10 protein-coding genes are annotated in these 13,309 nt (G+C 42.6%); all 10 read right to left on the bottom strand.

The annotated features are described in order from the left end of the window. Nucleotides 1–298: 298 nt before the first annotated feature. Nucleotides 299–997 carry a hypothetical protein gene (locus ONB37_18260; protein MDZ7402106.1) on the bottom strand — a complete coding sequence of 233 codons (699 nt, stop codon included), beginning with the start codon at nucleotides 995–997 and terminating at the stop codon, nucleotides 299–301. Between the two features lie 97 nt (nucleotides 998–1,094). After that, nucleotides 1,095–2,735: a hypothetical protein gene (locus ONB37_18255; GenBank protein ID MDZ7402105.1), complete on the bottom strand. Its 1,641-nt coding sequence runs from the start codon at nucleotides 2,733–2,735 to the stop codon at nucleotides 1,095–1,097. A gap of 34 nt (nucleotides 2,736–2,769) precedes the next feature. After that, on the bottom strand, nucleotides 2,770–4,293 hold the full coding sequence (locus tag ONB37_18250) for a hypothetical protein (protein ID MDZ7402104.1): 1,524 nt from the start codon (nucleotides 4,291–4,293) through the stop codon (nucleotides 2,770–2,772). 26 nt (nucleotides 4,294–4,319) lie between these two features. Continuing rightward, entirely contained in the window at nucleotides 4,320–5,693 is a 1,374-nt protein-coding gene (locus ONB37_18245; GenBank protein MDZ7402103.1) for a hypothetical protein, read from the bottom strand. A 103-nt stretch (nucleotides 5,694–5,796) separates the two neighbouring features. After that, a complete protein-coding gene (locus tag ONB37_18240; GenBank protein MDZ7402102.1) occupies nucleotides 5,797–6,819 on the bottom strand; it encodes a hypothetical protein in 1,023 nt (340 codons plus the stop codon). Further along, complete coding sequence (locus tag ONB37_18235; protein ID MDZ7402101.1) at nucleotides 6,816–7,286, bottom strand: biopolymer transporter ExbD; 471 nt, start codon at nucleotides 7,284–7,286, stop codon at nucleotides 6,816–6,818. Before ONB37_18235 ends, ONB37_18240 begins: the two co-directional genes overlap by 4 nt. A 16-nt stretch (nucleotides 7,287–7,302) precedes the next feature. Next, nucleotides 7,303–7,713, bottom strand: a complete 411-nt coding sequence (locus ONB37_18230; protein MDZ7402100.1) for a biopolymer transporter ExbD — start codon at nucleotides 7,711–7,713, stop codon at nucleotides 7,303–7,305. A gap of 102 nt (nucleotides 7,714–7,815) precedes the next feature. After that, complete coding sequence (locus ONB37_18225) at nucleotides 7,816–9,456, bottom strand: MotA/TolQ/ExbB proton channel family protein (protein MDZ7402099.1); 1,641 nt, start codon at nucleotides 9,454–9,456, stop codon at nucleotides 7,816–7,818. Between the two features lie 175 nt (nucleotides 9,457–9,631). After that, nucleotides 9,632–11,476: a type IX secretion system membrane protein PorP/SprF gene (locus ONB37_18220; GenBank protein ID MDZ7402098.1), complete on the bottom strand. Its 1,845-nt coding sequence runs from the start codon at nucleotides 11,474–11,476 to the stop codon at nucleotides 9,632–9,634. Between the two features lie 21 nt (nucleotides 11,477–11,497). Then, on the bottom strand, nucleotides 11,498–13,309 hold a 1,812-nt coding region (locus ONB37_18215), incomplete at its 5' end, for a gliding motility-associated C-terminal domain-containing protein (GenBank protein MDZ7402097.1).

Below are 13,309 nucleotides of genomic sequence, written 5' to 3'. Positions count from 1 at the left end.
TTGTTTGGGCCTCTCTTTTTAGGTATGGGATAGTTTACAGAAATAAATTTACAAATGCAAGTTATTTTTCTAAAATATTCCAAAGCAACAGTTGATTGATTTTTTGGGCGTTACCTTTAGGTTCATGGTTACATTTTTTAAACAGGTAAGCCCCCTTGAGGCAACTCAAAAAGTGCACAAGTCTTTGTATTCGCTTATGCACATCTTGGTTGATTAGGATGCCTTCGGGATCTTCAAATTTTTGATGGGAAACGTTGCTGAGCAAACTACAAATATGTTATCGGATCGAGCGGAGTGATTACCTTTTCTTCTTTGTCGGCCTCTCAGGTAGGTAAATAGTGTCCCGTTCGGTTTGAATCACTTGAATGACTGTTGGCTGCCAGTCCACAAATTCTTTGTTGAATTCTTGATATAGCGCCTTCAAAAGGTCATGGATTTTCTTTGTCTGCCCCTTTCCCAGTTCGAGCTCCTTATCCTTTAAATCTTCTGCAACAAAACCGAAAAATTCAAATCGATAGGTGCCATCCTCGTTTTGTTCAAAATATAGCTTCAATGGCTTGTCTTGGCTATACAGTTCTTTGATCGTCTGCGCCAGGATAAATAGAATTCGTTCGCTTGGGGTTTCAGGATTCACGAGATTTTTGATCGTTCCGATATCTTCGAAGTTTGGAGGCAAAGGGATCCCTCTTAAGATATCTCGGCTCTCCTTCGAGAGCATGTAAAGCGAATAGACATTGCGCGCTGGATGCGTCTTTAGAAGATCTCCTTCCGCGGCTCCATTGGCATCAACGTCAAATATCTCGATAAATTCAACGTTCGATTCGGGAATGAACAATTCCATTAGCAGTTTATCTATAATTTTCCTATCTCGAATTTCTACTTTCTGCACAAGCTCTTTGTCCCATTTGAAGGTCTCTTGCGAAATAAGCCTATCCTGAGTAATCAAAACTATCATTGTCGCTAAAACCGCGGAAATTATCAATCGTGCTGATCTCATGGGTTAACACCTCTGTCATTTTTTTACGAATCACGCTAGATTTCAAAACAAGCAGATCGCGCATACCAGAATTGATTTAGACCGATTATAAAAGATATCATTGGCTGGCCCCCTTTTTCATTCGGGCTTTGATCTCATTCCACTCGCGAAAATTCCGTTGCAACATCATCTGGTCGCGCTGCTGTTGGTAAATCATGCTGAGGGATCGAAACAGATGGTCGATCTCCGTTTCATTAAAGCTTGCAATGAAATCCTTGGCTCGAGTCAAAAGCGCAAGCCTTTTGTCATTCAGCATTCGCAAACGTTCCACAGGGGGCAAGTTTTCTGGGATATCCAGCGCCACCAATTGAGCCAATGGCAAAAACACCTTGCCCCTGCCAGGCCAATCAAAGGTCGTATCCTTCACAAAAAATTGTTTTGCTTTCTCATGGAAGCCTTCATCCCGATATTTATTGCCCAAATGAAGCAATAAAGCTCCGCAATCTTTGAAATAAACCTTATACATGGAATCCGCCGGCGGCACAGCGATGCTGCGTTTGACGCGACTCGTGTCTGCATTCATGACCAAATTGTATAACCGATCTGCTGCAACTTCTGGCTCGTTGAGATTGCTCATTTCAATTCGCGCCAATTGCCAGGTAATATGATCGCGCGCTTTGTTTGTCTTCAATTGTGGCAACAATCGCAGCATGGCGCTCTTCGCCCATTTGAAATTCCCTCGGGCTAACGAATCCAATATAATGAATCGCTGTTCTGCCGCATAAATGTTCTTATCGTCCCAAAGGATCATCTCTTTGACCCACTTGGCAATTTCTAAAGAGTCCTGTTTGCTGGGCGCAATGATCATCGCTTTGCCCAAAGTGGATAAAGCGGAATCTGCTTCGTAGACCTTAATTTCAGCCCAACCTTTTTCGCGCAAGTACGGAAAATATTCGTTAGGATTAACGTGGAATGGGATTTTGGCCCGTTTTAAATTCTCCAAGGTATCTGGTTTTGGATTATCAAAATATGCAGTAATCAGATAGATCTGATTCGCTCTGGAAAGGTATTCATAAGCTTTCTTCCAATTATTCAACCTTGAATAATTTTTTCCGATCTCAAAATAAATCGGAGCTGCTCCTTTATTATGCTCCAATATATTGAATAATGTTCTGATTGCCCGACGATGGGCTGCAGTATCTGAGAATATCAGTCCTCGATCCCAATCGCAAATCGATTTGCTAAGCAATACATTCAGATCGAATGGATTTAATTGAAAAGCGCGCTCGAAATTTTCGGAACAATAATTCAGATAATAATCGAGCAAGCTGGTAACAATGGAAATCGTCAACGAATCTTCAGCGATTTGCTCAAACATCTTCTCATATTTTCGTCGCTCTTGCAACGACAAATTATTATGACCATCTATACCTAAAGAAATTTCTCTAAACTCATCCCGGATTCTTCTGAACTCCTGTTTCTTGTTTTCAAGCAAGCTATAAAGTTCCTCGGTTATCTTTCGATATTCATTGAAATATTTATTCAGGCTATCAGCCTGTTTTTCTCTTTTTGTCTCAACAAATAAACGCTCTGCCTTGATTTTGGAACGAATCGCCACCGCCGTGTCAACTCCAGCAGGAATGATGAACTCATGCTTATCGAATGTGGCAATTTGTATTTCGGATATCTTTTGCCTGGTCGCGCAGCTAAACAAGGATCCGAGTAAAAATGACCAAATCACAATTCGATTCAATTGCATTTTTGCTCCGTTAATCATGCAAATCATGAACAATCTAAAATCCATTAAATTTATTGAACCAAAATTGGGCGTTCTTAAAATCCCCTAATTTTCGGTAAGCATTATGCATTACCTTGTAGAGGATGATCTTTTCATCCTTATCTAATTCATTTTCATATCGAATTGTCTTCTGACATAAATCGATCGTCTCTTTGGGATCGAATTCAGAGAGTTGGGCCAGGCGCAAAAATGCCTTGCCGCGTTCCTTATAATTGGTCGCTGCGGCTTGTTGAAAGTAGATATAGGCGATCAATTTATCCTTCTCATAATACTCATTTCCAAGGTTAAAACACATATTGCCGTAATCATTGAAATATCGGACATAATTCGAGTCGAGCGGTGCGCCTGTCAGTGAATCGACTGGAGAATATTTGATCACAGAATATAACCGTTGAACCCCCTCTGCTTTATTGCCGAGCTGCACAAAATCGAGCAACGCGATGCGCCAATTAATCTCGTCTTTGGTACGTTTCGTCCACAGGATTGGCAATAACGACTCAAGATAAATCTTCTTGGCATCAAGGTAATCTTTTGCAACGATCCTGAGACTATCACCCTTCTCCTTGATCTCAGATGCCCGAATATTGCCATCATCCCACAAAATCCAATCAATGCGCTCTTGAAAGTTCCGCTTCAATTCAATATTAGAGGTCATCCGCTGTGCCTGTCGATATAAGGCCAGCGCCGGCTGAGCTTCATATAATCTCGTTTTACATACAGCTTGCCAATTGAGATATGTGACCACTCGATGTGTATCGACTGGGACTTCGTTCAGTCGGGAAAAGTAAGGTCGCGGATTGGGGAGTGAAAAAATTGCTGATCGAATCAACGTATTCCTTGCCGCCTCAAAATTTTTAAAAGCGTTGTTCCAATCCCCTAATTTGAAGTAAATTTCAGCGAGATTTGCATAGAGGATATGCTGGCCCTTGACAAAAAACACAACACGTTCCATCTGTTCAGCCGCGAGATTCAGATAACTCTTATCGCCCAAACGCTCGGCCATTTTTTGAAGTAACTTGCAGTATTGCTGGTGATAAGGCACATAGAATCGATCGTAACGGATCGCGCTCTCAAAGTCTTCCATCGCAAGCATCATTAATTGTTTGCTTACCTCAATCCTCACCTCCCGATCAATCCGACCAAAATTTTTCATAAGCCTTCTGATCCGATGATAATCTTCAACATGACGCTCTAAATACGGTTCGGCTTGCGAAATACATCGCAAAACTGTCAGAGAATCAAGCTTGGTAAGGAGCGAAGCCTGACCAAACTGCCAAAGCGAATCGGCCAATTCTTCGATCTGTTGCGCCTCATCATACTTCCCAAACGCCAGATTGGACATCTCATAATCAACGGCCACTTGCGAAAAAATCGAGTCGGCAATCTGAGCAACCCGAGCGTCAACTCCAACTGGAATTTTGGGGCTAACTTTCGGCGCTTCAACAACCGGCTGCTGCACCGCGCATCGTAACCCTGCCAACCAAACCACTGCTACGATTACCACAATTTTTTTCATCATGCTATTCTTCCTTTTATCCAACTCGGCTAAGATGCGAGATCATGAAAGTTTTTGAACCAGATCAAAGCGTGATCGAAATCTCCTTGCTGGAGATATGCCTGATAAATTGTTTGATAGAGATATCTTTTTTCTTCTGGATCAAGTCGATCCTCAAAATCCAAGGCGCGCAAACAATAATTCAAACAGATCTGGGGATTTTGGATCGAAGCGCGAGCCAGGTTCAATAGCGCTTGTCCTCGTAATGGCCCTTCGATTTGTGAAGCTTTCAAAAAGTAAGTAAACGATGTTCGTTTATCAGTATTATAGTATTTGACCCCCATGAACACGCACATTTGTGAATATTCGCGCCAGAGTTCTTCATAATCTTTATTGATCGGCTTGCCAGTAGCAGGATCTAAAGGATAATTGCGCACCAAATTCCATAATCGCTCAATGGCTTCCTCTTTCTTATTCATCTGATAGAATTGCATTCTGGTCAGCGCCAAATTCGCTTCATTAGTGGCTCGTTCCGAGGTAACCATTCCCAATAGTTCTAAATAGGCTAACTCCGCCTCATTATACTTTTTATTATTGTAAAGCCCTTTTGCCTCGTTATATTTTTCGGATGCGCGGATATTGCCATCATCCCAATTGATAAAATCGATCCGTGCGGTAAGCTGATTGTAATAGGTCTGATTGGGAGCGATCATCCTGGCATACGTGAACGACGTTAATGCGCCCTCAGCTTCATATAAATGAAATTGTGCATCCCCGCGCAAATACAAATTCTCAAACAATCGCAAAGTATCTACTGGAGCCTCCTCAACATCCAAAATCGTTTCAACCGCCCGATGGAAATAACTTTTTGCCATCTCCCACATCTCAAATTGACGATAGATCAGCCCAATATTGTTGCTCAGATAAACACTCTCTTTCGGTTCTTTTCGAAGCCGAAGCAAATTGAGCAGGATCGCCAATCTTTTGATCGGTTCATTTTGAGATGCATATAATTTTTCCAGATAAGAATAAGTTGACGTGATCGCCAACCGCAGATAATTATTGAAGGGATCTATCTTCAATCCAGACTCGAAATGATCCCGGGCTTGCTCCAACAATTTGATCAACGTTTGGGACTCTTGCTCCAATGTGGTCTTTTTCTTGCCAATCCGATCATATATTTCTGTCACAACTTTAAAATTATTATATCCAGGGAAGAAATGATTTCGGATCGCAGTTTCAGAGTCAGAAGCGCTGATGTTCCATTGAGCTCGATCCGAGGCTGCAAGGTATTTCCACATCGTTGTGTCAATCTTCATCAACGCTAATTTTTCTTGAGGCGATGGGACAGTTGTTTGTGCCATTGCCGATGGCACTCCCAGACACAATAACAATCCCACCATTACAAGACACTTGTTGATCATTTTTACCTCATCGTTTTGGCTGATTTGCACAATGAATGTCAAGCCCATTTGCCGCGTAATAATCTATGTGTAATGCGTCACCTGTGATTTATTCCGCTACGCGTTATCCTCTTTCAGTCACAGTTCTCGCCCATTGCCAGAAGATCTTCATAAAATTCTGCGCTTCTGGATCTTGTGCATTTTTGTACACCCCCTCGCGAAAATGAACGATTTCATTTCGCTCATCTCTTCGAATCTTGCCAGTGTTAAAAATGGTGCTGGTTTTTGTTAGCCCCTGATCGACCAACATGACGTATTGCCCTGAGTCCAAGTCAATAAGGCAGATAGTGATTTGCTTCTTTTCGATTTTGGCGCTGATCAGCAATTCATATTTCTTATTTTCCACCGATATCAATTGTCGGGTAGTGATGGCTTGTGGGTCGTTTTTCGATAACTTGAACATAGGAACTTGGCCGATCGGTGATGAATTTTTGCTGATCCAGTTTAACAGTGGATCGAGCACATCCTCCCAGGGAATGTCGCCCTGGAAGCCTTTAAAATTGGTCGATAGCACCCGCTCATTCATTGGGATCGTGGTGGAAATGCCCATGTTCCCTTTCAATGACCGGTCACCAATATCAGGCGTGATCACAGTGCTTCTTATATTATCATTGTCAACATCGCTCGCAAAGCCTTTCTTAATATCAAGCGGATTGTCCACAGTTTCTTCCAACATCATCCCATCTGTGATCTGGATGGTTGCCTTGGCATGTTCCATCTCCCGACTCTCTTGTTCAAACACCTTGAATTGATCAGAGAAAGGCAAATTTTGGGGCAATGCCTGGGAATGGCTCGGCGTTTCTATGAAGATATTGAGCACCACCTCTGGCGTCTCCTTCAAAACCTTTTCTTCGAGCTGCTGTGGCTTGATTTCTTTAGGCTTTATCTCGATCACCTTCTTTTTAATTTCCGGGGCGATAAAATCAAACTCCACCACCTCTTTCGGCTTGACCGGGTTCTGCGGCACTTTAATAATATTAATCAAAATATAAGCCAATAGAATCACTAATGCCGTAATGACGGTCGCGGTTTTCCATCGCTCCTCATCGTAACGATTCAAATCAATGCTAAAGACCCGTGCAGTCATTCTTCTCCCCTTTCTATGAATCTAAACCGCTTCTCAATCCGATATCTCCGACATATGTCGACCAGATTAATGGTACTTTGAACTATGGATTCAGCATCAGGATTGATGATGACATTAATCGAGTCATAAGATGCTTTGGCAGTAAATAGATGATCCTCCAACTTATCCAGCATTCGAATCCGGTAGAGCCTTTCATCTTCATTCAGCACATAGTAACCGTACAATTGACTTTTCACACGGAGCGATCTTTCTGTCTGGGGATCGATGCCAATGATGGTCGTGTCCCCACGAAAAATTTGCACCTCGATCGGCATGACCCTTTTTTCTGAAACCACAGGGGATCGGCCTGCCTGGCTCGGCAGCTTGATCTCGGTCTTGTGAACAATATCACTGATCATTAAGAAGCCAAATAACAGATTCATCACGATGTCGATCAAACGAATGATTATCCCGCCGCCTTTTTTCATAGCTCACCTGCTCGCTTCACCGATTGCTACTTGAAACGCTTTCAACATCCATTCCCACTGGAATATTTTCATCGCGACAAAAATTGGCGATCCGCATGGTATATCGAATCGGGAGATTCCAATAGCTGCGGATCCGAACTTTCATGGTCCGATCGAGCTTTTTGAAACTCTCATTTCGCGTGAGAATCAAATTCTTTACCGCATCGAAATTGGGAAGGATCATATTCTCGGATTCGAGTAAGAACTGTTCCTGTTGGTTGATACTGATGACCAACAGCTGTTCTTTCTGAATCTGAGATTGTACTGGGAGATCGCTCTGCGGGAGTTTTACTGGGCTCTTTCGCTCCATGGTACTAATACACATAAATCCAAATAACAGATTTAATACGATATCGATCAATCGAACTACGATTCCGCCTTTGGACATAGCAGATCCTCTTTCAATATGGCGAAAGTTTAAAAGCAATCAAATTCCAATGCAGTTTAAATAGCTTATTTCGCTCTTGGCTGAAATAAGAATTCAGCCAACCTAAACTGCAAATATCTCAAAATCGATTTTAGAAGGTTCTACTTTTTTTGCTTCAGCGACAATTTCGCGAGCGCCGCGATTATTATCGACAATAAAATAGACCTCAACCAGTCCATCCTCATTGGTCAATGTGGTGAGCTGAGAGTTCTGGGTATCCTGAAATCTACCAGTGCCTTTTCTCAAATGAAAGCTTACTTCATACTTCGGAATCGGATTATCATATTTATCTCGCACTGCCACACTAAATGGCTCTGACAATCTGCGTCCTAATGAGCCAGTCTGATAATTTCCCCCGAGTTCGACAAATTTCGCCGCTGGAGCTGGCCGCGCTATCAGCAATAATGTCACTGGACGACATTCTCCCCCTTCGACTGAAATATGGATGGTCTTCTCTCCCGCCCTTTTTCCTAACAGAAACAGGGTTTGCGCTTTTCCCTCTTCATCAGTCAAAATTTTTTGGATGCGACTCTGATTGGGGAAAGTTCCCGCTCCTTCCTCTGTGGCGAATACGACAGTCACGCCTTCTAATGGATTCCCTTTGTTATCCACAATCTCAACCATGATCGGTTGTGGCAATTGTGTGTTGACTTCAGCGCTCTGGTTATTGCCCGCAAGGACCTTGATCTCCGCTGGCAAACCTAGTTTCTTTTTAGCTGGGACCTCTGGCGAGGGAGGCACTGCTGGAATTGGCTGCTCAACTCTTGTTTCTCCAACCCCCGGCGCTATGGCTACTTGCGGTAGCCGAGACGCATCGATGATCACCGGTTGCACCGCTCCAGCAGGCTGGGCCTCAGCAAAAGCGATCATCCTTTCATGAAAAGCCGCCGAGAGCTTGTTAATGAAATCAAGATGCCGATCAAATTTATTGCTTACGACCGTGGTGAATGTATTCAACAAAATGCTGATAACCAATCCGACAATGGTGGTAGCCAAGGCAACTCCCATCCCGTGGAGTATCTCATCCATCACCATCGTGCCGCCAAAAAACACCATGAACATCCCCCAGACCGTTCCTAACAGACCGAGCCCACCAGCGGTATCGGACAAATACGCCATTCGAGTTGTGAACGTATTGAATTGGTCTTTCAAACTCTGAATGAAATTCGCGGTCTCGCTCCCAAAGTCATCTGCCGATTTCTTGACAGAGAAAATCTTATAGAGACGTTGAAGCAGCAGAAACGCAGTGGCCGTCTTTCGTTTGCCAAATATTTTCTTCAGCAATGGGACCTTTGCCGCTATTCCCTTTTCAGCGCCTTCGGATTCGACTTGATCATCCTTCACTTCTGTCAGCATCTTATCGATATCTTCGAGGTGCATAGTTTTTAATTGGTCCAATGGGATCTTTTCATCATCCTTTTTCTCCCGACGCAAAACCAGCCATTTCTGAACTAAGACCAATACTCCTACAATAAAATTTAAAACCAAAAACCAGCCGATTTCCTCGCAAAGCGTAAGTAGATCACCGATAGTTTTCACTGAAAACATCCTTGTGCCAGTGTCGACTTTATATGACGATTTCTGAGCGGAGGGAGCTGTTTCTTGAGAAGGAGGCGCAGAACTCACTTGAGCCCAGCTCTCAGATAACGCAAATGCGATCAACAAAAAAATAGCCAATAGCAAACAATATTTAGTGATTCTCATACTGTTTCTACTCCTCTTATTAAAGCTTCTGAAAATCATATTATGAACCGTGGAAATGGGAGGGTAAAATCATAGTTCTTGAATTCTTTGTTGAATATTTATGAAGGGACTCACCATCATACTCGCTCTGAGATCGAAACCAATTTGCTGAACCATTTCCAGGTTTGTTCATCTTTTATTGTTCTTCCTCATCGCCATTGACTGGTTCTTTGAGTCGAATGATCACTTCTCGAAGCAATTCAAAATTATTCGAAAAACCACTGGAAATCTCAGTTGTTTTGGCTTTAACGACTCGAACGAAGGTGAGCATTTGTCGTTTCGGATTTTTGGGAATCCAGGTGTTTCCTCCGTCAAACGAATATTGAAATTGGTAGTAATAATTGCCAGGCTCTATTAATGTGCCATCTTCTAAAAAGCCGTCCCATTCAACCAAGTTTTCGATGACGTTGAAGCCATTAATGACATGGAAGGGCTCTCCGAGCAAATCCGCAATTAGAATGCGCCATCGTGACACACGGCGCACCTTGGCATCTGTAATATGAAAGAATATCTTTTTGGGCTCTATCGACTCAACAGGTTCCGTTTTGATCTCAATAAAATCGGAATTGTTAAATCGCGCCAGCGCCGCTTCCTGCTCGACCAATAAGCGTAGGCTATCGTTCTTCGCTTGCTTGAGTTTGATCTCATCTCGATTCCCATCCCCGTTTTTCTCTTGATGCAAAACCACATTTTTGGGGCTAAAACTCAAACTGTCAATTAAAAAATTCTTAATAACGATGGCTCGCTCGGCAGTAACAGCATCTCGGTAGTAAATATCGATTGTAAGATTTTTATTCATTTTTTTGACATAATCCCTAATTTGGGCGAAAGTCTCTTTATATGCGTCCAAATAATTATTGTGGGCAAAGACTCCTCCAATATCGTCAAGCGTCATGCCAACTTTTTTCGCGTGTTCACCCCGAATTTCTTCTTTCTTATCAATTTTATCTGGATACTTCCAATCCTCGGGATCCAAATGCTCAAATAATTTATCTCGATTCTCTGCTTTATGAATTCTGATCTTGTAGTATTCTTTAATAATTCGAACCGTGTCTTCAGAGGCCCTAATATTGAAAGTATAATCGGAATTAAATCTTAAATTCCATCCGAATCCAATTTGATGCGAACCATAGCTCACTTTGTTGATTTCAGATAAAGGATAATCGAGACGGTAGCTGATTCCAAATCCGCTGCCGATCGCTATTCTCCCTTCGAACATGAGGCCACGATCCACATATCCAGCTCGGATCAAACCAGCATCGTTCTCTAGCAGCGCCTCAGCCACAAAGCCAGGACTATATATATTTTCTTGCCAATTACTGAACAAGGAGAACCCTATGAGGCGACTCACATGGAATTTAATTCCAAAATCAGCAATAAAAGGGACACGATTTTCTTCTTTATTGTTCGAATCTTCGAATGATTTTGAAGGCCGATTCATGTTGTTCATGCTCAAACCGAGGCTAAGCTTTGAGCTCGGCCTCACAAATAGCCCCATACCATAGCTATAATACCATTTACCGAGTCGATTGGCCAACAATGGGTCTTTCAGCTCAACCTCCGTCATTTTATCGCTGTCAAGATGAAAATTGCTGCCATTCATGCTCACTCCCAGCGAAAGGCCAGGCCCAAAGGAATAACCTAAAGAGATTCCAATCCCGTTATCGGTATGGAACGGAGAATCAAAATTTTGCCACGTCATCCCAAGACCCAAATTATTCAATAACGGTTTTGGAAAAGTAATACTGTTGTGGAAATGTCTCAGGCCGAGACCGTTGCCTTCCAAAAATCCAGCGTGCAAAATTTTCATCGCTATATTGAACGAAAGATTCTGATAGGGCAACAACGCTGGATTAATAAACAATGCCTGTGGATCGGATAGATCCGCAGGATTAGTGCGGATCAGATCCTGCGCGTTCCCATGACCCATTCCCATGAATATGAAGGTAATCAGAAATATTTTAATGGCCGTTGTTTTCATAATTGAACACCATAGAGTTGATCATCTGACAATAACGACGCAGCCTCGGGCGAGAATCTTGTCCCGATCGGAGAAAATGTACAGATACATGCCCGGCAATAGCGGCTTACCATTGCTATCTCTACCATTCCAGTAAAAACGCTTATCTTCAGCTGGCTGATCGAGCTTTCTCACTTCCCTGCCGTGAACGTCGAAAATTCGCACTATCGGCTCGTCTACATTAAACTGATTGAAATCGAACTCCGAATCATCATTAATACCATCATCGTTCGGTGTAAATGGATTCGGTCGAACGATTAAATCAGGTAGAACTTTTATTTCGAGTGTGTCGCTATTATTTTTTTCATCAATTTCCTCAATTTTTCCATTCGGGAATGGTTTAGCATCGATCTTAACTATTAACCTATATTTCCCTTCCACGCCGATGTTAAAATCTCCCGACTCTACCTTCGTCGAATCATCTTTTTTTAATTCTTTGAGCTCGCGACCACTTATTTCATGATTAGCATCATTCAAATAAAAGCAAACCCAAAAAGTCTCAAGACAATCTCCATACATAGCTTTTGCTGTCACACTCAACTTAATTTTCTCATTAGCTTTAATTTCTTTCTTTTTTAGCTTATCAAAGGAGATGGTAAGATCTATAAGTGGTTTTGATTCCGTATTAAAGCTATAGATTCTATCCGACGCATTATGCTTTAATGATTTGTCTGCCACATGAATATGCACCGTCACCTCATCATCGTAAGCAAATGAACGATCCGGCTGATATCGAAAATAAACCGTATCTCCCGCCACCTTGGTCGTCTCTGGCTTCGCATGACTCACGTTCACCGAATCACTCACTATATCCAAAAATACTGAATCAATATCCACTCCTGAACTATCCCACACCCAAAAATGAACCGCCGCATCCACTGGCACATTTATCTGGTCAGGATAAGGATCATAGGGATTGATCACCGGACCTGTCGTATCCCCTACCTCAGTTCTAAACCCATACTCCTTTTCCGCCCCATTCCGATTCACCGATCTATCCACCGCATGAATATGAACTGCGACCTGATCATCGTAAGCAAATGAACGATCCGGCTGATATCGAAAATAAATCGTATCTCCCGCCACCTTGGTCGTCTCTGGCTTCGCATGACTCACGTTCACCGAATCACTCACTATATCCAAAAATACTGAATCAACATCCACTCCTGAACTATCCCACACCCAAAAATGAACCGCCGCATCCACTGGCACATTTATCTGGTCAGGATAAGGATCATAGGGATTGATCATTGGACCTGTCCAATCTGGTGGTGGCGATCCCGTCTTAAACCAATAAGACCCATTCGAAAAATTCTTCGCTTTATCAGCAGCCCGAATGAAAACTGTATCGATATCATCATATGTTAACAAATTGGTAGGAACAAACCTGCAATAGACACTGTCCTTTTTAACAATTAACCTGTAAATCTCCCCGACAATGATGCCCGTGGTCTTGCTCCTCACCTCGATCGAAATCGATTCATCATCTACGCCAATCCCTTTATCTCGAATTGCAAAGGTAATAACCGTATTTATCGGAACTCCCTCGGCATATGGAGACGGATAATACGGAATAATCTCTGGACCTGTCGTATCCCCTACCTCAGTTCTAAACCCATACTCCTTTTCCGCCCGATTCTGTTTCACCGATTTATCCACCGCATGAATATGAACTGCGACTTGATCATCGTAAGCAAATGAACGATCCGGCTGATATCGAAAATAAACCGTATCTCCCGCCACCTTGGTCGTCTCTGGCTTCGCATGACTCACGTTCACCGAATCACTCACTAT

Source organism: candidate division KSB1 bacterium (assembly GCA_034506395.1).
Classification (GTDB): domain Bacteria; phylum Zhuqueibacterota; class Zhuqueibacteria; order Thermofontimicrobiales; family Thermofontimicrobiaceae; genus Thermofontimicrobium.
The sequence above is the reverse complement of the archived record's forward strand: the minus strand, read 5'-3'. Positions and strand labels throughout refer to the sequence as shown.